The sequence below is a fragment of the Pseudomonas sp. PDM28 genome (genome assembly GCF_019219115.1).
Taxonomy (GTDB): domain Bacteria; phylum Pseudomonadota; class Gammaproteobacteria; order Pseudomonadales; family Pseudomonadaceae; genus Aquipseudomonas; species Aquipseudomonas laurylsulfatiphila.
In genome coordinates, this window is sequence record NZ_JAHUWG010000006.1 from 89,411 (window position 1) to 110,957 (window position 21,547).

22 protein-coding genes and 1 other RNA gene are annotated in these 21,547 nt (G+C 59.4%); 17 read left to right on the top strand and 6 right to left on the bottom strand.

Annotation, left to right across the window (positions count from 1 at the left end):
* Nucleotides 1-187: 187 nt before the first annotated feature.
* The gene (locus KW841_RS14975; protein ID WP_177323525.1) at nucleotides 188-1,108 is read right to left on the bottom strand and encodes a GlxA family transcriptional regulator; all 921 of its coding nucleotides are present in this window, start codon (nucleotides 1,106-1,108) and stop codon (nucleotides 188-190) included.
* 221 nt (nucleotides 1,109-1,329) lie between these two features.
* Here KW841_RS14975 and KW841_RS14980 point away from each other — a divergent pair, with 221 nt between their 5' ends.
* Nucleotides 1,330-2,466, top strand: coding sequence for an acyl-CoA dehydrogenase family protein (locus tag KW841_RS14980; protein WP_015096781.1), 1,137 nt, complete (start codon nucleotides 1,330-1,332; stop codon nucleotides 2,464-2,466).
* Nucleotides 2,467-2,569: 103 nt separating this feature from the next.
* Here the strand turns inward: KW841_RS14980 and KW841_RS14985 are convergent, their stop codons facing one another.
* A complete protein-coding gene (locus KW841_RS14985) occupies nucleotides 2,570-3,610 on the bottom strand; it encodes an NADP(H)-dependent aldo-keto reductase (protein WP_218477453.1) in 1,041 nt (346 codons plus the stop codon).
* Nucleotides 3,611-3,856: 246 nt separating this feature from the next.
* On the opposite strand from KW841_RS14985, the gene rplM reads away from it, so the two are divergent.
* The 7 genes from rplM (at nucleotide 3,857) to KW841_RS15020 (ending at nucleotide 8,744) form a co-directional block, all read left to right on the top strand.
* Nucleotides 3,857-4,285: a 50S ribosomal protein L13 gene (rplM, locus tag KW841_RS14990; protein ID WP_003228062.1), complete on the top strand. Its 429-nt coding sequence runs from the start codon at nucleotides 3,857-3,859 to the stop codon at nucleotides 4,283-4,285.
* A 14-nt stretch (nucleotides 4,286-4,299) separates the two neighbouring features.
* Nucleotides 4,300-4,692, top strand: coding sequence for a 30S ribosomal protein S9 (rpsI, locus tag KW841_RS14995; RefSeq protein WP_003228056.1), 393 nt, complete (start codon nucleotides 4,300-4,302; stop codon nucleotides 4,690-4,692).
* A gap of 268 nt (nucleotides 4,693-4,960) precedes the next feature.
* The gene (gene petA / locus KW841_RS15000; protein ID WP_007972576.1) at nucleotides 4,961-5,554 is read left to right on the top strand and encodes a ubiquinol-cytochrome c reductase iron-sulfur subunit; all 594 of its coding nucleotides are present in this window, start codon (nucleotides 4,961-4,963) and stop codon (nucleotides 5,552-5,554) included.
* Nucleotides 5,554-6,765, top strand: coding sequence for a cytochrome bc complex cytochrome b subunit (locus KW841_RS15005; protein WP_007972577.1), 1,212 nt, complete (start codon nucleotides 5,554-5,556; stop codon nucleotides 6,763-6,765). Before petA ends, KW841_RS15005 begins: the two co-directional genes overlap by 1 nt.
* Nucleotides 6,765-7,547: a cytochrome c1 gene (locus KW841_RS15010; RefSeq protein WP_218477454.1), complete on the top strand. Its 783-nt coding sequence runs from the start codon at nucleotides 6,765-6,767 to the stop codon at nucleotides 7,545-7,547. Before KW841_RS15005 ends, KW841_RS15010 begins: the two co-directional genes overlap by 1 nt.
* A 149-nt stretch (nucleotides 7,548-7,696) precedes the next feature.
* The gene (locus KW841_RS15015; protein WP_007972581.1) at nucleotides 7,697-8,314 is read left to right on the top strand and encodes a glutathione S-transferase N-terminal domain-containing protein; all 618 of its coding nucleotides are present in this window, start codon (nucleotides 7,697-7,699) and stop codon (nucleotides 8,312-8,314) included.
* 16 nt (nucleotides 8,315-8,330) lie between these two features.
* A complete protein-coding gene (locus KW841_RS15020; protein WP_007972582.1) occupies nucleotides 8,331-8,744 on the top strand; it encodes a ClpXP protease specificity-enhancing factor in 414 nt (137 codons plus the stop codon).
* Between the two features lie 151 nt (nucleotides 8,745-8,895).
* On the opposite strand, the gene KW841_RS15025 is transcribed toward KW841_RS15020, so the two are convergent.
* From KW841_RS15025 to KW841_RS15040, 4 genes are all read right to left on the bottom strand, one after another.
* On the bottom strand, nucleotides 8,896-9,474 hold the full coding sequence (locus KW841_RS15025; protein ID WP_102698528.1) for a BON domain-containing protein: 579 nt from the start codon (nucleotides 9,472-9,474) through the stop codon (nucleotides 8,896-8,898).
* Complete coding sequence (locus tag KW841_RS15030; RefSeq protein ID WP_007972584.1) at nucleotides 9,471-10,064, bottom strand: phosphoheptose isomerase; 594 nt, start codon at nucleotides 10,062-10,064, stop codon at nucleotides 9,471-9,473. Before KW841_RS15030 ends, KW841_RS15025 begins: the two co-directional genes overlap by 4 nt.
* A 104-nt stretch (nucleotides 10,065-10,168) precedes the next feature.
* The gene (locus KW841_RS15035) at nucleotides 10,169-10,531 is read right to left on the bottom strand and encodes a YraN family protein (RefSeq protein ID WP_095965538.1); all 363 of its coding nucleotides are present in this window, start codon (nucleotides 10,529-10,531) and stop codon (nucleotides 10,169-10,171) included.
* Nucleotides 10,531-12,342, bottom strand: a complete 1,812-nt coding sequence (locus KW841_RS15040) for a penicillin-binding protein activator (protein ID WP_218477457.1) — start codon at nucleotides 12,340-12,342, stop codon at nucleotides 10,531-10,533. Before KW841_RS15040 ends, KW841_RS15035 begins: the two co-directional genes overlap by 1 nt.
* 177 nt (nucleotides 12,343-12,519) lie before the next feature.
* Here KW841_RS15040 and rsmI point away from each other — a divergent pair, with 177 nt between their 5' ends.
* The 9 genes from rsmI (at nucleotide 12,520) to mraY (ending at nucleotide 21,544) form a co-directional block, all read left to right on the top strand.
* Complete coding sequence (gene rsmI, locus KW841_RS15045; protein ID WP_173900780.1) at nucleotides 12,520-13,425, top strand: 16S rRNA (cytidine(1402)-2'-O)-methyltransferase; 906 nt, start codon at nucleotides 12,520-12,522, stop codon at nucleotides 13,423-13,425.
* Nucleotides 13,426-13,500: 75 nt separating this feature from the next.
* Nucleotides 13,501-13,854, top strand: an RNA gene (gene rnpB, locus KW841_RS15050) — RNase P RNA component class A.
* 356 nt (nucleotides 13,855-14,210) lie between these two features.
* A complete protein-coding gene (mraZ, locus tag KW841_RS15055) occupies nucleotides 14,211-14,666 on the top strand; it encodes a division/cell wall cluster transcriptional repressor MraZ (protein ID WP_007917012.1) in 456 nt (151 codons plus the stop codon).
* Nucleotides 14,663-15,610, top strand: a complete 948-nt coding sequence (gene rsmH / locus KW841_RS15060) for a 16S rRNA (cytosine(1402)-N(4))-methyltransferase RsmH (protein WP_007972589.1) — start codon at nucleotides 14,663-14,665, stop codon at nucleotides 15,608-15,610. The genes mraZ and rsmH overlap by 4 nt, the downstream gene beginning before the upstream one ends.
* Complete coding sequence (ftsL, locus tag KW841_RS15065; RefSeq protein ID WP_007998257.1) at nucleotides 15,607-15,900, top strand: cell division protein FtsL; 294 nt, start codon at nucleotides 15,607-15,609, stop codon at nucleotides 15,898-15,900. The genes rsmH and ftsL overlap by 4 nt, the downstream gene beginning before the upstream one ends.
* Nucleotides 15,900-17,639, top strand: a complete 1,740-nt coding sequence (locus KW841_RS15070; RefSeq protein ID WP_218478239.1) for a penicillin-binding protein 2 — start codon at nucleotides 15,900-15,902, stop codon at nucleotides 17,637-17,639. Before ftsL ends, KW841_RS15070 begins: the two co-directional genes overlap by 1 nt.
* Entirely contained in the window at nucleotides 17,639-19,102 is a 1,464-nt protein-coding gene (locus tag KW841_RS15075) for a UDP-N-acetylmuramoyl-L-alanyl-D-glutamate--2,6-diaminopimelate ligase (RefSeq protein ID WP_218477460.1), read from the top strand. Before KW841_RS15070 ends, KW841_RS15075 begins: the two co-directional genes overlap by 1 nt.
* Nucleotides 19,095-20,462, top strand: a complete 1,368-nt coding sequence (gene murF / locus KW841_RS15080; RefSeq protein WP_218477463.1) for a UDP-N-acetylmuramoyl-tripeptide--D-alanyl-D-alanine ligase — start codon at nucleotides 19,095-19,097, stop codon at nucleotides 20,460-20,462. Before KW841_RS15075 ends, murF begins: the two co-directional genes overlap by 8 nt.
* Entirely contained in the window at nucleotides 20,462-21,544 is a 1,083-nt protein-coding gene (gene mraY, locus KW841_RS15085) for a phospho-N-acetylmuramoyl-pentapeptide-transferase (RefSeq protein WP_008016698.1), read from the top strand. The genes murF and mraY overlap by 1 nt, the downstream gene beginning before the upstream one ends.
* Nucleotides 21,545-21,547: the final 3 nt, after the last annotated feature.

The window sequence follows — 21,547 nt, forward strand, 5'->3', positions numbered from 1 at the left end:
GGGCCTGCATTTGCAGGCCCTTTTTTATGCGCTGAAGAAACCTCAAACTCACCGCAATCCCTGTGGGAGCGGGCTTGCTCGCGAAGGCGTCGTGTCAGTTGATGTTAATTTCGCTGACACTCCGCTTTCGTCGGAACGCCGCCCGGAGCAAGCCCGCTCCCACATTGGATTTGTGCTGGGCCTGGATCTACGCAGCCTGCTGAAACTGCTGCCGATACTGGTTCGGCGACAGCTCCGTGTGCTGGCGGAACAGGCGCGCAAAGAAGCTCGCATCGTCATAGCCCACCTCATAACTGATGGTCTTGATGCTTTTGCGACTGCCGGACAACAAGCCTTTGGCGGTTTCGATGCGCAGGCGTTGCAGGTAATGCAGTGGTTTGTCGCCGGTGGCGGTCTGGAAGCGGCGCATGAAGTTGCGGATGCTCATGCCGTGTTCGCGGGCGACGTCTTCGAAGCGGAACTTGTCGGCGAAGTGTTCCTCGAGCCAGTGCTGGATCTGCAGGATGATCACGTCCTGGTGCAGCTTCTGGCCGCCAAAACCGATGCGTCCCGGCGAGTAGCTGCGCTGTACCTCATACAGAATGTCCCGCGCTACGGCCTGGGACACATTGGCGCCACAGAAGCGCTCGATCAGGTAAATGTACAGGTCGCACGCCGAGGTGGTGCCGCCGGCGCAGTACAGGTTATCGGCGTCGGTCAGGTGTTTGTCCTGATTGAGCTGGACCTGTGGGAAGCGTTCGGCGAAGGCATTGAAGAAGCGCCAGTAGGTGGTCGCTTCCTTGCCATTGAGCAGCCCGGCCTCGGCCAGCCAGAACACACCGGTGGCCTCGCCGCACAGCACGGCGCCGCGCGCATGCTGTTGACGCAACCAGGGCAGGACTTGCGGGTAACGTTTGCAGAGGCTTTCAAAATCGTCCCAGAACGCGGGAAGAATGATGATGTCGGCGTTTTCCAGCCCGCCGTCCACCGGAATCATCACATCGCTGAAGGTGCTGACCGGTTTGCCATCGGGGCTGACCAGGCGGGTTTCGAAAGCCGGTGTCAGGCCCTGGCCCAGTTGTTTGCCGTAGCGCAGGCTGGCGAGGTGGAAGAAATCCTTGGCTTGCATGAGGGTGGAAGCGAAAACCCGGTCGATGGCCAGGATGCTGACGCGCCGCAGTGGCGTGGAGGCTTGGTTAGACATAATTCAACTTTATTTTTATAGGGGGAAGTGGTCACCAGACGGCTGGATCGTCTTATTTTTTGTCGGATGTGTCCAGTGTCCTGTATCGGAAGCGAGGCATAGTCTCTGAAGGTCAACTCCTTCTAAAAACAAAGAAAAGGTGCCGCATGATCCCCAGAACCTTGTTCAGTTCCGAGCACGAGCTTTTCCGCGACAGCGTGCGGACGTTTCTCGAAAAGGAGGCGGTGCCCTTCCATGGGCAATGGGAAAAACAAGGCTATATCGACCGCAAACTGTGGAACAAGGCAGGGGAGGCGGGGATGCTCTGCTCACACCTGCCGGAAGAGTACGGCGGCCTGGGGGCGGACTTTCTCTACAGCGCGGTGGTGATCGAAGAAGTGGGGCGGCTTGGTCTGACCGGCATCGGTTTCTCCCTGCACTCGGACATCGTGGCACCGTACATCCTGCATTACGGCAGTGAGGCGCTGAAGCAGAAGTACCTGCCGAAACTGGTGTCCGGCGAGATGGTGACCGCGATCGCCATGACCGAACCGGGCGCCGGTTCCGATCTGCAGGGAGTGAAAACCACGGCCGTGCTCGATGGCGACGAGTACGTGATCAACGGCTCCAAGACCTTCATCACCAACGGCTACCTGGCCGATCTGGTGATCGTCGTCGCCAAGACCGATCCGAAGGCCGGCGCGAAGGGCACCAGCCTGTTTTTGGTGGAAGCCGATACGCCGGGCTTCGACAAGGGCAAGCGCCTGGAAAAGGTCGGGATGAAAGCCCAGGACACCTCGGAGCTGTTCTTCCAGGACGTGCGTGTGCCCAAGGAAAACCTGCTGGGCCAGGCCGGGATGGGCTTTGCCTACCTGATGCAGGAATTGCCTCAGGAGCGCCTCACGGTGGCCGTTGGCGGGCTGGCATCGGCCGAAGCGGCGCTGCAATGGACACTGGACTACACCCGCGAGCGCAAGGCGTTCGGCAAGTCGATCGCGGATTTCCAGAACACCCGGTTCAAACTGGCGGAGATGGCCACGGAAATCCAGATCGGCCGTGTCTTCGTCGACCGCTGCCTGGAACTGCACCTGCAAGGCAAGCTCGACGTGCCGACGGCGGCGATGGCCAAGTACTGGGGTACCGACCTGCAGTGCAAGGTGCTCGACGAGTGTGTGCAGTTGCACGGTGGCTACGGGTTCATGTGGGAATACCCGATCGCGCGGGCGTGGGCGGATGCGCGCGTGCAGCGGATCTATGCCGGGACGAACGAGATAATGAAGGAGATCATTGCGCGGTCGCTTTGATCTCGGATGGCAGGACTTACGCCTTCGCGGGCAAGCCCGCTCCCACAAGGATCACGCAGTACCTGTGGGAGCGGGCTTGCCCGCGAATGGGTTTAGAGATCAATCAAGGCGCAGGATTCGGATGATCCTTGTGAATCGCCTCGATCCCTTCCAGCACTTCCTCCGACAGCTTCAAGTCGAAACTGGCGATGTTGCTCTCCAGTTGCTCCATGGTGGTCGCGCCAATGATGTTGCTGGTCACGAACGGCTGCTGCGTCACGAACGCCAGGGCCATTTGCGCCGGGTCCAGGCCGTGTTCGCGAGCCAGGGCCACGTACCGGCTGCAGGCCGCTTCCGACTGTGGGTTGAAATAGCGGCTGAAGCGGCTGTAGAGGCTCAGGCGGCCTTTAGGCGGGCGGGCGCCACCTTCGTACTTGCCTGACAGGAAACCGAACGCCAGCGGCGAATAGGCGAGCAGGCCGCATTGCTCGCGGATGGCGATTTCCGCCAGGCCGACTTCGAAGCTGCGATTGAGCAGGTTGTACGGGTTCTGGATCGATACGGCACGCGGCCAGCCCCGGGCTTCGGCCAGGGCCAGGAAGCGCATGGTGCCCCACGGCGTCTCGTTGGACAGGCCGATGTGGCGGATCTTGCCGGCGCGGACCTGTTCGTCCAGCGCTTCAAGGGTATCCTCCAGTGGCGTCAGGTTGGCTTCGGTCTGGTGCTTGTAGCCCAGCTGCCCGAAGAAGTTGGTGCTGCGCTCCGGCCAATGCAGCTGGTACAGGTCGATGTAGTCGGTTTGCAGGCGCTTGAGGCTGGCGTCCACGGCTTCGGTGATGTGCTGCCGATTGTGCCGAAGGTTCTTGTCGCGGATGTAATCGATGGTATTGCCGGGGCCGGCGATCTTGCTGGCCAGGATCCAGTCGGTGCGATCGCCGCGGCTTTTGAAGTAATTGCCGATGTAGCGTTCGGTGGTGGCGTAGGTTTCGGCCTTGGGCGGTACCGGGTACATCTCGGCGGTGTCGATGAAGTTGATCCCGGCGCTCTTGGCTCGTTCAATCTGGGCGAAGGCGTCTGCCTCGCTGTTTTGCTCGCCCCAGGTCATGGTTCCGAGACAGAGGGCACTCACGTTCAGATTGGTTCGGCCTAGCTGGCGATAGTCCATCGGGGTGCTCCTTGGGCAAAACAATCATAAAAGCAGGTTGAATTATTTTTCGCAATCTGCATAATTGCGCACCTCTTTCTGCAGTGGAAGTGATGCGCCGCCGCCGAAGAATCTTGCCGTTGAACGGACGCGCCGACCCGAGCCCCCGAAAGCGTCTGTATCCGGCTGCCTTTGACTTGTCAAAGTACGCACTATTCAGTAAGATCCGCCGTCTAATTTACAGGGCGGCCCCTGAGGCTATAAAGAATGAAAACTTTTACTGCTAAACCGGAAACAGTAAAGCGCGACTGGTTTGTCGTCGACGCTGCTGGTCAGACCCTGGGTCGTCTGGCCACCGAAATCGCGAGCCGTCTGCGTGGCAAGCACAAGCCTGAGTACACTCCTCACGTTGACACCGGCGACTACATCGTCGTAATCAACGCTGAGCAGATCCGTGTTACCGGTGCTAAAACCACTGACAAAATGTACTACTCCCACTCCGGTTTCCCGGGCGGCATCAAGTCGATCAACTTTGAAAAGCTGATCGCCAAGGCCCCTGAGCGCGTGATCGAGACCGCGGTCAAAGGCATGCTGCCTAAGAACCCGCTGGGTCGCGACATGTACCGTAAGCTGAAAGTCTATGCGGGCGCTGCACACCCTCATACTGCTCAGCAGCCCCAAGAACTGAAGATTTAACGGAATAGTTCATTATGTCGGCGACTCAAAATTACGGCACTGGCCGTCGCAAGACCGCAACCGCACGCGTTTTCCTGCGTCCGGGTACTGGTAACATCTCCATCAACAACCGTTCGCTGGATAATTTCTTCGGCCGCGAAACTGCCCGCATGGTAGTTCGTCAGCCGCTGGAATTGACTGAGACTGTCGAGAAGTTCGACATCTACGTCACCGTGATCGGCGGTGGTGTAAGTGGTCAAGCTGGCGCAATCCGCCACGGCATCACCCGCGCTCTGATGGACTACGACGAGACTCTGCGCAGCGCCCTGCGTAAAGCCGGCTTCGTAACCCGCGATGCTCGTGAAGTTGAACGTAAGAAAGTCGGTCTGCGTAAAGCGCGTAAGCGTCCGCAGTACTCGAAGCGTTAATTCGCTTTCACGTTCAAAAAAGAACGCCCAGTTTCCTCACGGAGCTGGGCGTTTTTTTATGCCTGCGATTTATCAAAGAATTGCGCTGTGACAACTTGCCACATCCGTAGACGCCCTATACTCCAAGGCTTGAGGGTGGTGGGCTCCGGTAATTACCTTGTCAGAATTGGGGCTTTTCATTACCATTCGGCAAAATTTTTATAAGTACATAGTTTTACTTAGTAGATGCCTGATTTAACAGGCCACAAAGCTGATGGGAGAGGACTGAATGAGCAATGACGGCGTGAATACAGGCCGGCGTCGCTTCTTGGTAGCAGCCACATCCGTGGTGGGTGCTGCAGGAGCGGTGGGGGCTGCGGTCCCGTTCGTGGGGTCATGGTTTCCCAGTGCCAAGGCGAAAGCCGCTGGTGCACCGGTGAAAGTGAATGTCAGCAAAATCGAGCCAGGCCAGCAGATGATTGCTGAGTGGCGCGGTCAGCCGGTGTTCATCGTCCGCCGTACACCGGAAATCCTGGGGAATCTGAAAAAGATCGAAGGCGATCTCGCCGATCCTGATTCCAAGCAATCGACGCAACCGGCCTATGTCAACCCGGAAACACGTTCGATCAAGCCAGAGGTTCTGCTGCTGATCGGCATTTGCACACACTTGGGTTGTTCGCCTACTTTCCGTCCGGAAGTGGCACCTGCGGATCTTGGTCCGAAATGGGTAGGTGGATATTTCTGCCCTTGCCACGGCTCCCATTACGATCTGGCTGGCCGCGTCTACAAGTCGCAACCTGCGCCTTTGAACCTGCCAGTTCCCCCGCATTCCTATGAGACCGATGAGATCATTGTCATTGGCGTCGATACGGAGAAAGCGTGATGAGCAAGTTCATGGATTGGGTTGATGCGCGCTTTCCCGCGACCAAGATGTGGGAAGACCATCTCAGCAAGTATTACGCTCCGAAAAACTTCAACTTCTTCTACTTCTTTGGTTCCCTGGCATTGCTCGTTCTGGTCAACCAGATCGTTACCGGTGTCTGGCTGACCATGAGCTACACCCCGTCGGCGGAAGAAGCGTTCGCTTCCGTCGAGTACATCATGCGCGACGTCGAGTACGGCTCGATCCTGCGTCTGCTGCACTCCACCGGCGCTTCGGCGTTCTTCATCGTGGTCTATCTGCATATGTTCCGTGGCCTGCTCTACGGTTCGTACCAGAAGCCGCGCGAACTGGTGTGGGTCTTCGGCATGCTGATCTACCTGGCGCTGATGGCCGAAGCCTTCATGGGTTACCTGCTGCCGTGGGGCCAGATGTCCTACTGGGGCGCCCAGGTGATCATCTCGCTGTTCGGTGCGATCCCGGTCATCGGCAACGACCTGACCCAGTGGATTCGTGGTGACTACCTGATTTCCGGCATTACCCTGAACCGCTTCTTCGCCCTGCACGTGGTTGCCCTGCCGATCGTCATCCTCGGTCTGGTGGTGCTGCACATCCTGGCGTTGCACGAAGTCGGTTCGAACAACCCGGACGGCGTGGACATCAAGAAGCACAAGGACGAAAACGGCATACCGCTGGACGGCATCGCCTTCCACCCGTACTACACCGTGAAAGATATCGTCGGCGTGGTGGTGTTCCTGTTCATCTTCTGCTCGATCGTGTTCTTCTTCCCGGAAATGGGCGGCTACTTCCTCGAGAAGCCGAACTTTGAAGTGGCGAACGCCTTCAAGACCCCAGAGCACATCGCTCCGGTCTGGTACTTCACCCCGTTCTACGCCATTTTGCGTGCGGTTCCAGACAAGCTCTTTGGTGTCATCGCCATGGGCGCGGCCATTGCCGTGCTGTTCGTCCTGCCGTGGCTGGACCGCAGCCCGGTCAAGTCGATGCGCTACAAAGGCTGGCTGAGCAAGATCTGGCTCTGGGTGTTCTGCATCTCGTTCGTGATCCTGGGTGTGCTGGGTGTTCTGGCCCCAACCCCTGAGCGTACGTTGCTGTCGCAGGTATGTACCTTCCTGTACTTCGCCTACTTCATTCTGATGCCGTTCTACACCAGGCTCGAGAAGACCAAACCGGTTCCGGAAAGGGTGACTGGCTGATGAAAAAACTATTTGCTGTATTGATGCTTGCTGCGCTGCCGGTTTTTGCTTTCGCAGCCGAACACGGTGGTCCTGAGCTGGAAAAAGTCGACATTGACGTTTCCGACAAGGCAGCCATGCAGGACGGCGCGCGTACGTTCGCCAACTACTGCATGGGTTGCCACAGTGCCAAGTTCCAGCGCTATGAGCGTGTTGCCGACGACCTGGGCATTCCCCATGAGTTGATGCTGGAGAAGCTGGTCTTCACGGGTGCCAAGATCGGCGACCACATGAGCATCGGCATGCAGCCTGCGGATGCCAAGGCCTGGTTTGGTGCCGCACCTCCGGACCTGACCCTGGTTGCCCGTGTTCGCGGCACCGACTGGCTCTACGGTTACCTGAAGTCGTTCTACGAAGATCCTTCGCGCCCATGGGGTGTGAACAACAAGGTCTTCCCGAACGTGGGCATGCCTAATGTCCTGGCCGGCCTGCAAGGTCGCCAGGTCGTGGGATGCAAACAGGTTCCGACCGTCGAAGGCGGCAAGAGGCAATATGATCCGCTGACCACCAATCCGTTGACTCATGAAGCGTGCGATCAGTTGACCATTGTGCCGAAAAGCGGTGCTCTGACTGAAGAGCAGTTCGATGAGAAGGTCAAGAATCTGGTAACCTTCCTGGCTTACTCGGCTAACCCGGTTAAGCTGCAACATCAGCGCATCGGTACGTACGTATTGTTGTACCTGGCGTTCTTCTTCGTATTCGCTTACCTGCTCAAGCGCGAATACTGGAAAGACGTGCACTGATAAAGCTTCAAGCTATTGCTGTTAATCGCGCGCGCCCAAGGGCGCCTCTGAATAGGTAGCGAACTGGTGATCCAGTCGTTACGGGAGGCGCCCTCTGGGCGCGCTCGTTTTTCCGCTTTCGATAATTTCTACAAGCGAGGAGGATCGCCATGGGCGTGACCAATCGGTTGGCCTGTTACTCCGACCCCGCCGACCACTATTCCCACCGAGTGCGCATCGTACTGGCAGAGAAGGGTGTCAGCGCCGAGATCATTTACGTGGAAGCTGGACGCCAGCCACCTAAACTGATTGAAGTGAACCCTTATGGCAGCTTGCCCACTCTGGTCGATCGCGACCTGGCGTTGTGGGAGTCGACTGTGGTGATGGAATATCTGGATGAGCGTTACCCGCACCCGCCGCTACTGCCGGTTTATCCGGTGGCGCGTGCCAACAGTCGCCTGCTGATACACCGCATTCAGCGAGACTGGTGTGGTCTGGTGGACCTGATTCTGGATTCGCGGACCAAGGAGGCGGCCCGTGCCGTGGCTCGCAAAGAGTTGCGCGAAAGCCTGACGGGTGTGTCGCCACTGTTTGCCGACAAGCCGTTTTTCCTCAGCGAGGAACAAAGCCTGGTGGACTGCTGCCTATTGCCAATACTCTGGCGATTGCCGATTCTGGGTATAGAACTGCCGCGGCCGGCCAAGCCGCTGCTTGATTATATGGAGCGCCAGTTTGCGCGTGAGGCTTTCCAGGCGAGTCTGTCTGGTGTCGAACGCGACATGCGCTAAGGCTTAAGGAGCCGCTATGAACTCCAGTCGACCTTATCTGGTCCGCGCGCTCTATGAGTGGATTGTGGACAACGATTGCACCCCGCATATGCTGGTCAATTCCGAGTATCCGTCGGTGCAGGTGCCTCAAGGCTTTGCCAGTGACGGGCAGATCGTCCTGAACGTATCGCCACAAGCCGTGCGCCACTTGCACATGGATAACGAGGCGGTCAGTTTCGAGGGGCGCTTCGGTGGCGTGCCACACACCTTGTACGTGCCTATCGCATCGATCCTGGGTATCTACGCCCGGGAGAACGGCCAGGGCATGGTGTTTGATCTGGAATCGCCGATGGGTGAGGACGACGACATCGAACCGGATGACGACCTTCCGCCACCGGACAGCGAGCCGCCGCGTCCAAGCGGTCGCCCCAGTTTGAAGGTGGTGAAGTAATAAAAAAGGCGATCCGGATGGATCGCCTTTTTTATTACTTCACCACCTTCAAACGTAGGAGCTGCCGAAGGCTGCGATCTTTTGATCTTGTGTTTTGGAAGATCAAGATCAAAAGATCGCAGCCTGCGGCAGCTCCTACGCCGCGTGCAGGTCAGTCGATGTACTCGAACAGCTTCACAATCTTCTGTACGCCGGATACGCCTTGCACCAGGTTGGTCGCCTGCGCAGCTTCCTGTTTGGTCAGCAGGCCCAGCAAGTAGACGATGCCGTTTTCAGTGACGACCTTGATGCGCGAACCAGGGATGTTCGCGTCAGCGAGCATCTGGGTCTTGATCTTGGTGGTCAGCCAGGTGTCATTCTGGCGCGCCAGCAGCGAGGAGGGGGCCATGATTTGCAGCTCGTTGTGAACCTGCTTCACGCGCTGGACCGCGGCGGCGGCCTGTTCAGCCTTGGCCTTGAGGTCTGCGCGTGGCGTTTGCCCTGCGAGCAGCACGACACCGTTGTAGCTGGTGACGACGATGTGCGAGTCCTTGTCCAGGGCCGGGTCGGCCTTGGCGATGTTCACGCCAACCTTGGTGTCGATCAGGGAGTCGTCGATCTTGCTGCCCAGTGTGCGAGTGCCGCGGTCATCTTCAATGGGGGCTTCACGGCTGGCGGTCACTACCGAGGTGCAACCGCTGATGCCGAGGCACAGAGTCAAGGCCAGTAGGCCAAGGCGATTAGGGGTCATTCTTCACTCCCGAACAATTGGCTGTCGATCAAGTCGCAAAGGCAATGGATCGCCAGCAGGTGGACTTCTTGAATACGAGCGGTGACGTTGGCCGGTACGCGAATCTCCACGTCCTCGGGCAACAGCAGCGACGCCATGCCGCCACCGTCACGTCCCGTCAATGCTACGACAATCATTTCGCGATCATGTGCGGCCTGGATCGCTTGAATTATGTTGGCCGAGTTGCCGCTGGTGGAGATAGCCAGCAACACATCGCCCGGTTGGCCCAGTGCGCGGATCTGCTTGGAGAAGATTTCGTTGTAGCTGTAGTCGTTGGCGATCGAGGTGATCGTCGAACTGTCGGTCGTCAAGGCGATGGCCGGCAGGCTCGGACGCTCGCGCTCAAAGCGATTGAGCAGCTCGGACGAAAAGTGCTGGGCGTCGCCGGCTGAGCCGCCGTTGCCACAGGAAAGCATTTTGCCTTCGTTGAGCAGGGCGTTGACCATGACCTGGCTGGCTTGCTCGATGTGCGGTGCAAGAACTTCCATCGCCTGTTGCTTGGTGTCGATACTGGCCTGAAAAAGCTGGCGAATTCGGGATTGCATGTCCATCTGTGTGACCTTAATTAGCGCGGCTGTTCGGCACGTGAATGTGCAGCCCGCAAAGCAAAGAGCAAAAGTGTTGGGTGATAGTGTCCGGTTCGTGATGCCGGTGATCAGCCGTCGAAGGCATTCTGTAGCCAGTTCAGCTGATCGAGGTGGCTGTCGATGGCAATCACGTCGAAGCGGCAAGGGGAATTGGCCCAGCGCGACTCGCGCTGAAGAAAATATTGTGCGGCGAAAATCAGCTTTTGCCGTTTGCGCTCATCGATGCTATCGAGCGCGCCACCCCATTGAGTGTCTTTTCGGTAGCGGACTTCAACGAATACTACTGTATCGCCATCTAGCATGACCAGATCAAGCTCGCCGCGTTTGCACAGCCAGTTCTGCGCCAGCAGGCGCAGACCCTGTTGTTGAAGATGCTCGAGCGCGTGGCGCTCGGCATCCATACCGCTTTGCTGGCGTGACCTGTCAGGCATCAGCGGGCGGTGTCCGGCAGGCGCTGGATCTGGCCATTGGCGAACTGGGCCCATGGCAACTGGCGCACGACCCGCTGGCTCTGAGTCATGCCGAGGCTGCCCGACTCACCGTCGATGCGGCTGTCCGGCAGAGACTTCAGCTGGCCCAGGCGCGGCGCCAGTCGATAGGCGTCCACGCCCATGGCGTACAGACGTCCCAGGCTACCGGCGGCTTGTGGCCACTGGGCGGTGACCTGGCGGCGCAGTGGATCGTTGGCGTCCAGCAACCAGGGTGTTTCGCAGAAGCGAATGCCGTTCATGTCGTTGTACTGGTTGACGTCGCCGCTGGCGCTGAACACGTGAGAGGTGGCGTAGACCGGTACATCGCCTGCGTACTGGAAGTTCAGGGTCGGTTTGATCTGTTGGGCCTGTTGCGGCGTTGCGGCGAGGAAGATGAACTCGATGTCCTGGCGACGCGACGGCTGGGCTGCTACTTGCGAGCCAACAGTGCTTTGCAGGCTCTTGGCGCGACCTTCGCTCTGGCGCAGCTGGAACATGTCGGCAATCTGCTGGGCCAGCTGGACTGGTTGGTCGACGCGTTCGGTGGCGACGATGGTGCCGCCATTGGCCTGCCAATCCTGGCTGAACGCCTTGAGTACGCGATCGCCCCATTCGCCTTTCGGCACCATGATGGCTGCGCGATGCAGGCCGTCGGCACGAGCGCGGCGCGATACTTCGCGGGCTTCGTCTTCTGCGGCAAGACCGAACTGGAACAGCTGCGCCGGGCCTTGATCGCCTTCGCTGTAGTTCAGTGCCAGGGTGGTAATCGGGAGTTGCGGGCGAGTGCTCAGTTGTTTGACCAGCGGCTTTTCCAGTGGGCCGACGACCAGTTGCACGCCATCGGCCTGGGCCTTGCGGTAGAACTCGTCCATGGATGTCAGGCGCGAGCTGTCATAAAACTCGATGGCGGGAGGTTTCTGCCCGGCCTGTTGTGCCTGGTAGTGGGCAGCCATGAAGCCGTCGCGCAATGCTTTGCCAACCGAAGCCAGCTGGCCATCCTGAGGCAGCAGCAGGGCAATCTTGCTCAAGGGCTGGCTGGCCAGTTCCTTGAGTTGGGTCAGTGGTTGCGGCAATTGAATGGCCGCGGGGTGTTTCGGATTCTGCGCGCGCCAGTTGTCGATGGCGGCCTGTTGCTGCTCCAGGGTGCCGGCGGATTTCACGGCCAGGGCCAGGGCCATCCAGCCGCCGAGATCGTCACTGGAGCTCGGCTGCAACTGCTCGGTCGGCAGCGAGGCGATCAAGGTCCAGATCGCTTCGTGGTTTTTGCTCGCGGCTTCACCTTTAAGCATCGGAGCAATGAAAATGCGCTCGCGAGCGGCGGCGAGGGTCTGGCCATCGGCCTCCAGGGCGCGGGCGTGAACAGTGCCGGTGCGGACCTGTTGTTCCTCGGGCAGTTCGCTCAAGTATTGCATGCTTGGGTGGCTCAAGGCGGCCAGTGCGGCCTTGGGCTGATTGCGGGTCATGGCCAGTTCAGCCGCCAGGGTGTTGGCGAAAATCTGTGGGCCCGGCTTGAGCTGCTCGACCGGGACCTGTTGCAGGATTTGCGCGGACTGGCCGGCATTGCCCTGGCGATAGGCCAGGTCGGCAGCGCTCAGGCGCAGCAGGGCGGCATCTTCCGGTGATTTGCTTTGGGCCGCCTTCTCAAGCAGTTGCTCGATACTGGCGTCCGGTGTCCGTGGTAGTTCGCCAAGGCTGGACGAGGGCGAGCTGGCGCAAGCCGCCAGCAAGGCAGCGAGGCAGAGGGCAGATAACAGCCGCAGGCAAGCGATCATGTAAGCGTTCCTGATACTCGATCAAATTAGCGTGGAATTGTACCCAAGCACTGGCCGGGGCGCGATGTTACTGGCGTGAATCGATCAATTTAGCTGGTGTAAATGTTGCGCCAGCGCACAAACGGTCGCCGATGGCGCGATTGCATGCGCGTATCGTGAGCCTCGCTACGCGCTACAATGGCGACTTTTACCGATCATGAGGTGTGCGCTTTGACTGCTCCAGGTGCTTTGAATTCCGCTGCGGGCTCGCTTTATGTGGTGGCGACGCCCATCGGCAACCTGGATGACATCAGTGCACGGGCGCTGAAGATTCTGCGTGAAGTGGCCTTGATCGCCGCGGAAGACACCCGTCATTCCCAGCGCTTGATGCAGCACTTCGGCATTTCGACACCATTGGCCGCCTGTCATGAACACAACGAGCGGGATGAAGGTAGTCGCTTTATCACGCGTCTGCTGGCCGGTGACAACGTGGCATTGATCTCTGACGCCGGAACGCCGCTGATTTCCGATCCGGGCTATCACCTGGTGCGACAGGCTCGCGCGGCAGGCATCAACGTGGTGCCGGTTCCGGGTGCCTGCGCTTTGATTGCAGCGTTGTCGGCGGCGGGGCTGCCATCCGATCGTTTCATTTTCGAGGGTTTTTTGCCGGCCAAGGCGGTGGGGCGGCGAGCGCGCCTGGAACAGGTAAAGGAAGAGCCTCGCACATTGATCTTCTATGAGGCCCCGCATCGCATTCTGGAATGCCTGCAAGACATGGAACTGGTCTTCGGCCCTGAGCGCCCGGCACTGCTTGCCCGTGAGCTGACCAAGACCTTTGAGACCCTCAAGGGGCTGCCTCTGGCCGAGCTGCGCGAGTTCGTCGAGTCGGACAGCAATCAACAGCGCGGCGAGTGCGTCGTGTTGGTGGCGGGCTGGTCTGCCCCTGAGGAGGAGGGGGCTGTCAGCAGCGAGGCGATGCGCATCCTCAATCTGTTGCTCGAAGAAATGCCGCTCAAGCGTGCGGCGGCTTTGGCGGCGCAAATCACCGGCGAACGAAAGAATGTGCTGTATCAGATCGCGCTGGATAAGCAGAAGGGCGAGTAAAACCCGACGCGTAGGCGTGCGCACCGGCGCTTAACGCTTGTTCTTCGGGCGCTCTGCCGGTAACCTTCGCGGCGGAGAGTCGATCGGACAGTCGCTGCCCTCTATGAAAATTAGGGGGGGGAGGAAAGTCCGGGCTCCATAGGGCGAAGTGCCAGGTAATGCCTGGGAGGCGTGAGCCTACGGAAAGTGCCACAGAAAATAACCGCCTAAGCGCTTCGGCGCCGGTAAGGGTGAAAAGGTGCGGTAAGAGCGCACCGCACGTCTGGCAACAGTTCGTGGCTAGGTAAACCCCACTTGGAGCAAGACCAAATAGGGTCCCAAGGCGTGGCCCGCGCTGGGACCGGGTAGGTTGCTAAAGATGTCCAGTGATGGCCATCGTAGACGAATGACTGTTCAAGACAGAACCCGGCTTACAGATCGACTCTCCACCTTTTTCTCCCCTCTGCTTAAATCATTGAGCAAGGGGGATGGTGATAGCAATTTCCCTCCTTGCACATTCATCCGCAGAACCTCTTTTGTAATACCAAAAAAATCTTACTCTTAATAAATTACTTTAACTTCCGAACGCAGCCTCCTGTGCTGATTCAAGTTATCGGGCAGTTTCATGTGCCGGATTCTCGTTGCCCCTCCGTTAATGCTCCTAAATCTCAGTTCTGTAAGGGTTTTCCTTTAATCCGCGCCTTGACGGTGTGGTGGGCGCATTCCTATAGTGTGCGCAAGTGGCGGAAAGTGGCATGAAGTGGGTTTTTTGAGCTAAAAACGCTAGAATTTGGAGAAACGCTGACGTGTTTCGCGGAGCTAACGCTATCAGTCTCGATGCAAAGGGCCGTCTCGCAATGCCGAGCCGGTACCGTGACGAGCTCGATTCGCGTAGTTCCGGTCAATTGATCGTAACAATTGATGCCGTTGATCCTTGTTTGTGTGTTTACCCCCTCGATGAGTGGGAAATTATTGAAACCAAACTGCGCGCACTGCCTTCGCTTCGCGAAGAGAACCGCCGCCTGCAACGTTTACTGATTGGTAATGCCGTCGATCTCGAGCTCGATGGCAGTGGTCGTTTTCTGGTTCCACCGCGTCTTCGTGAATATGCCAAGTTGGATAAGCGCGCGATGTTGGTAGGCCAACTGAACAAGTTCCAATTGTGGGACGAGGATGCCTGGAACGCGGTTTCTGCCGCTGACCTGGCTGCTATTCAACAACCGGGCGCGATGCCTGATGAACTGCGTGATTTAATCCTGTGACTATTGATAGCGGCTTTAACCACATCACCGTACTGCTTGACGAAGCCGTCGAGGCTCTCGCCGTACGTCCTGATGGCTGCTATCTGGACGGTACGTTCGGGCGCGGCGGGCACAGCCGGCTGATCCTCAGTCAGCTCGGTCCTGATGGTCGCTTGCTCGGATTCGACAAAGATCCACAAGCGATTGCCACCGGGCAGACGCTAGCGGCCGAAGACGGCCGCTTTGTCGTTGTGCAGCGCAGCTTTGCCGAGCTGGGTTCGGAAGTCGCCGAACGCGGTCTGGCCGGCAAGGTCAGCGGCGTTCTGCTGGATCTGGGCGTGTCTTCGCCACAGCTCGACGACCCTGAGCGCGGTTTCAGCTTCCTCAACGACGGCCCGCTGGACATGCGCATGGATCCGTCCCGTGGCATCAGTGCCGCCGAATTCGTCAACACCGCGCCCGTGGAAGAAATCGCCCGAGTGTTCAAGGAATACGGTGAAGAACGTTTCTCCGGTCGCATGGCCCGGGCCGTGGCCGAGCGCCGTGACATCAAGCCATTCGAGCGCACCGGTGACCTGGCAGAAGTCCTGAAGGTCGCCAACCCGGCATGGGAAAAGGGCAAGAACCCCGCAACCCGCGCATTTCAGGGGCTGCGCATTCACGTCAACAACGAACTGGGTGATCTGGAAACCGGCCTCGAAGCCGCGCTGGAGTGCCTGGAAGTGGGCGGTCGCCTGGTGGTGATCAGCTTCCACTCGCTGGAAGACCGTATCGTCAAACTGTTCATGCGCAAGCTGGTGAAAGGCGAAGCCGACAACCTGCCGCGCAACCTGCCGGTTCGGCATGTTGCCTTCGAACCGAAAATCAAAGTCCATGGCAAAGCGCAGACGGCCTCCGACGCCGAACTCAAAGCCAACCCACGTTCGCGAAGCGCTGTCATGCGTGTGGCGGAGAAGCTGCGGTGAGCAAGCTTTTCGCCAAGCCATTGCCCGGCGGAAGCTTCTTCATGCTGCTGCTGTTTGTCGGCGTGCTCGTTTCGGCCATCGGCGTGTCCTACAGCGCGCACTGGAACCGTCAGCTATTGAATTCGCTGTACAACGAATTAAGCGTGCGCGACAAGGCGCAGGCGGAGTGGGGCCGGTTGATTCTGGAGCAGAGCACCTGGACCGCCCACAGCCGCATCGAAGTGCTGGCCACCGAACAATTGAAAATGCACATCCCCGGTGCCGCTGACGTGAAGATGGTGGCGCCATGATGAAACTCGAAGGTGCACTCTTTCCTTGGCGGTTCCGCGTGGTGCTGGGTTTGCTCGGCATCATGGTGGCCGCGATTGCCTGGCGCATCATCGATTTGCAAGTGGTCGACCGTGCTTTCCTCAAAGGTCAGGGCGATGCCCGCAGTGTTCGTCATATTCCGATTCCGGCTCACCGTGGCCTGATCACCGACCGTAACGGCGAGCCTTTGGCCGTGAGTACTCCGGTCACCACCCTTTGGGCCAATGCCAAAGAAATGCAAACGGCCAAGGAGAAGTGGCCGGCACTGGCGGCTGCCTTGGGGCAGGACCCGAAAGCCCTGGCCGAACGTCTTGAAGCCCAGGCCAACAAAGAATTCATTTATCTGGTGCGCGGGCTGACCCCGGAGCAGGGGCAGTCTGTACTCGATCTGAAAGTGCCGGGTGTTTACGGCATCGAAGAGTTCCGCCGTTTCTATCCGGCCGGTGAAGTGACCGCCCATATGGTTGGCTTTACCGACATCGATGACCATGGGAAGGAAGGTATCGAGCTGGCCTATGACGAATGGCTGGCCGGGGTGCCGGGTAAACGACAAGTCATCAAGGACCGGCGCGGCCGGCTGATCAAGGATGTCCAGGTCACCAAAAACGCCAAGGCCGGCAAGCCCTTGGCGTTGTCCATTGACCTGCGCCTGCAATACCTGGCCAACCGCGAATTGCGCAACGCGATCATCGAGAACGGCGCCAAGGCCGGTAGCCTGGTGATCATGGACGTGAAGACCGGCGAGATTCTCGCGATGGTCAACCAGCCGACCTACAACCCGAACAACCGTCGCAACCTGCAACCGGCGATGATGCGTAACCGCGCGATGATCGACGTGTTCGAGCCGGGCTCGACCATGAAAGCGATCTCGATGAGTGCCGCCATCGAAACCGGCCGCTGGAAACCGAGCGATACCGTCGAGGTGTATCCGGGCTCCTTGCAGATTGGCAAGTACACCATCAAGGACGTCTCCAAGACCGAAGGCCCGGTGCTCGACCTGACCGGCATCCTGATCAACTCCAGTAACGTCGGGATGAGCAAGGTCGCGTTCGATATCGGCGGCGAAACCATTTTCCGTCTGGCACAGAAAGTCGGCCTCGGCCAGGACACCGGCCTGGGCTTCCCGGGCGAGCGCGTCGGCAACCTGCCGAACTACCGCGAGTGGCGCAAGGCCGAGACCGCGACGCTGTCCTATGGATACGGTGTTTCAGTGACCGCGATCCAGTTGGTCCACGCCTTCTCGGCCCTGGCCAACAATGGTCGCCTTGCACCGCTGACCCTGATCAAGACCGACAAGGCACCGCAAACCACCCAGGTGCTGCCGGAGGCCGTCGCGAAAACCATGCAAGGCATGCTGCAGCAAGTGATCGAAGCCCCGCGCGGTGTGTTCCGCGCGCAGGTGCCGGCGTATCACGTGGGCGGCAAGTCGGGTACTGCGCGTAAAACTTCGGTCGGCACCAAGGGTTACGCCGAGAACTCCTACCGTTCGCTGTTCGCCGGTTTCGGCCCGATGAGCGATCCACGCTACGCCATCGTGGTCGTCATCGATGAACCGACCAAGGCCGGCTACTTCGGTGGCCTGGTTTCCGCGCCGGTGTTCAGCCGCGTGATGTCGGGCACCCTGCGCCTGATGAACATCACGCCGGACAACCTGCCACCTACTCAACAAGCGAACGCAACACCGGTCGTTCCGCTGAAAGCCAATGGAGGGCGCGGCTGATGTCTCTGAGCCTGAACAAGATTTTCCCTCACGCCGGCCACGATCTACTGATTCGTGAACTCGCCCTGGACAGCCGCAACGTGCGCGCGGGTGATCTGTTCCTCGCCGTGCCGGGCGGGAAGTTCGATGGGCGTGCGCACATTGCCGACGCCTTGCAGCGCGGTGCTGCCGCGGTGGCCTATGAAGTTGAAGGTGCCACGGTCCTGCCAATCACTGAAGTGCCGCTGATTCCGGTCAAAGGTCTGGCCGCTCAGCTGTCGGACATCGCCGGGCGTTTTTATGGCGAGCCGAGCCATCACCTGAACCTGATCGGCGTAACCGGCACCAACGGCAAGACCAGCGTGACTCAATTGGTTGCCCAGGCGCTGGATCTGCTCGGCCAGCACTGTGGCCTGGTCGGCACGCTCGGTTCCGGTTTCTACGGCGCGCTGGAAAGCGGCCTGCACACCACACCGAATCCGATTGCCGTGCAAGCGACCCTGGCGGACCTGAAAAAGGCCGGCGCCAAAGCCGTCGCCATGGAAGTGTCTTCCCATGGCCTGGATCAGGGCCGTGTGACTGCACTGGCGTTCGATGTGGCGGTGATGACCAATCTGTCACGCGATCACCTGGATTACCACGGCACCATGCAGGCTTACGGCGAAGCCAAGGCCAGGCTGTTTGACTGGAATGACTTGAAATGCCGCGTGGTCAACCTCGACGACGAGTTTGGTCGGCAACTGGCCGCCGACAAGCGCGAGTCGCGGTTGATCACCTACAGCCTGGAAGATTCCAGCGCCTACCTGTATTGCCGCCAGGCGCAATTCGACGACGAAGGCGTGCGCGCCACGCTGGTCACGCCACAGGGCGAGCACCACTTGCGCAGCACCTTGCTCGGTCGCTTCAACCTGAGCAACGTCCTGGCGGCGGTCGGCGCGTTGCTCGGTCTGGATTACGCACTGGACGAGATCCTCAAGGTGCTGCCGAAACTCGAAGGCCCGGCCGGTCGCATGCAGCGTCTGGGCGGTGGTTCGCAGCCGCTGGTGGTGGTCGATTACGCCCACACCCCGGATGCCCTGGAAAAAGTACTGCTGGCCCTGCGTCCACACGCCAAGGGGCGGTTGCTGTGCCTGTTCGGCTGTGGCGGCGACCGTGATCGCGGCAAGCGTCCGTTGATGGCCGAAGTGGTCGAGCGCCTGGCCGATGGCGTGCTGGTGACCGACGACAACCCGCGCACTGAAGATCCATCGGTGATTTTCGATGACATCCGCGCCGGTTTCACGGCTGTGGATAAAGTGGAGTTCGTTGCCGGTCGTGGTCAGGCGATTGCCAGGCTGATCGCCAGTGCCTCGGTGGATGATGTGATTGTCCTGGCCGGTAAAGGTCACGAGGACTATCAGGAAATCAACGGAGAGCGCCATGCCTTTTCCGATCTGGTCGAGGCCGATCATGCCTTGACCGCATGGGAGGTGGCCCATGCTTAAGGCCTTGCAACTGAGCGAACTGACCGGCGCGCTGAATGCTCGCCTGGTGTCGACCGATGCCAGTTTCGATGGCGTCAGCATCGACAGCCGCGCAATCAAGCCGGGTCAGCTGTTTATTGCCCTGACCGGTCCGCGCTTCGATGGTCATGATTATCTGAATGAAGTCGCTGCCAAGGGTGCCGTGGCCGCGTTGGTCGAGCGCGAAGTCGCCGACAGCACGCTCCCGCAGTTACTGGTCAGCGATACTCGCCAGGCCCTCGGGCAGTTGGGTGCGCTTAATCGCGCCTCTTACGCCCATCCGGTCGCGGCCGTCACCGGTTCGAGCGGCAAGACCACGGTCAAGGAAATGCTGGCGAGCATCCTGCGCACCCGTGGCCCGGTACTGGCGACCCGTGGCAACCTGAACAACGATCTCGGCGTGCCGCTGACCCTGCTCGAACTGGCGCCGGAACATACGGCGGCAGTGATCGAACTCGGTGCATCGCGGCTCGGTGAAATTGCCTACACCGTTGGCCTGACCAAACCGCACGTGGCCATTCTCAACAATGCCGGGACCGCCCACGTCGGCGAGTTCGGTGGCCCGGAAAAAATCGTCGAAGCCAAGGGCGAGATCATCGAAGGGCTGGAGACCGATGGCGTCGCAGTGCTCAATCTCGACGACAAGGCATTCGGTATCTGGAAGACGCGTGCCGGTGATCGTAAAGTGCTGACGTTTGCGTTGAGCAACAGCAGCGCCGATTTCTATGCCAGTGACCTGACCACCGATGCCCGTGGCTGCCCGGCATTCAATCTGCACAGCCCTGAAGGTGTAGAGCGCGTTCAACTGAACCTGCTCGGCACCCATAACGTCGCCAATGCCATGGCCGCCGCCGCTGCCGCCCATGCCCTGGGTGTGTCGCTGTTCGGTATCGCCACCGGTCTTGGCGCGGTGCAACCGGTCAAGGGTCGCACCGTCGCGCAACTGGCCAGCAATGGCATGCGCGTGATCGATGACACTTACAACGCGAACCCCACCTCCATGTGCGCTGCCGTTGATATACTGGCCGGCTTTTCCGGTCGCACCGTCCTGGTGCTCGGGGATATCGGCGAGTTGGGCGAATGGGCGGAGCAGGGGCACCGCGACGTGGGCGAGTACGCCCGTGGCAAGGTTTCTGCACTGTACGCCGTCGGGCCAATGATGGCTCACGCCGTGAACGCATTCGGTCCAGAGGCTTTTCACTTCAGCACGCAAGCTGAACTGATCAAGGCCCTGGGCGCCGAGCAAGACACAAACACCACCATTTTGATCAAGGGGTCGCGCAGCGCTGCGATGGAAAACGTCGTCGCCGCCTTGTGCGGGTCCAGCCTGGAGAAACATTAATGCTGCTGCTGCTAGCGGAGTATCTGCAACAGTTCTACAAAGGCTTCGCGGTCTTCCAGTACCTGACCCTGCGCGGGATTCTCGGTGTACTGACCGCGCTGGTCTTGTCGCTGTGCTACGGCCCGTGGATGATCCGCACTTTGCAGAACCGTCAGATCGGTCAATCCGTTCGCAATGACGGCCCGCAGTCGCACCTGTCCAAGTCGGGCACACCGACCATGGGCGGGGCGCTGATCCTGTCGTCCATCGGTGTCAGTACCCTGCTTTGGGCTGACCTGACCAACCGTTACGTCTGGGTCGTACTGCTGGTGACCTTGCTGTTCGGCGCCATCGGCTGGGTCGACGACTACCGCAAGGTGATCGAGAAAAACTCCCGTGGCTTGCCAAGCCGCTGGAAGTATTTCTGGCAATCGGTGTTCGGCCTGGGCGCGGCGATCTTCCTTTATATGACTGCCGCCACGCCGGTGGAAACCACGCTGATCCTGCCGATGCTCAAGGACTACAGCATTCCGCTGGGTGCAGGCTTCATCGTCCTGACCTACTTCGTGATCGTCGGTTCGAGCAACGCGGTCAACCTGACCGACGGCCTCGACGGCCTGGCAATCATGCCGACGGTAATGGTGGGCGGCGGCCTGGGTATCTTCTGCTACCTGTCGGGTAACGTGAAATTCGCCGAATACCTGTTGATTCCTTATGTACCAGGCGCGGGCGAACTGATCGTGTTCTGTGGCGCACTGATCGGAGCCGGCCTGGGCTTCCTCTGGTTCAACACCTATCCGGCACAAGTCTTCATGGGCGACGTCGGCGCACTGGCGCTGGGCGCGGCCTTGGGCACCATCGCGGTGATCGTTCGTCAGGAAATCGTCCTGTTCATCATGGGCGGCGTGTTCGTGATGGAAACCCTGTCAGTGGTCATTCAGGTTGCCTCCTTTAAGCTGACCGGTCGCCGCGTATTCCGCATGGCGCCGATTCACCACCACTTTGAACTCAAGGGTTGGCCCGAGCCACGTGTGATCGTCCGTTTCTGGATCATCACCGTGATTCTCGTGCTGATCGGCCTTGCCACCCTGAAGCTGAGGTAGAAA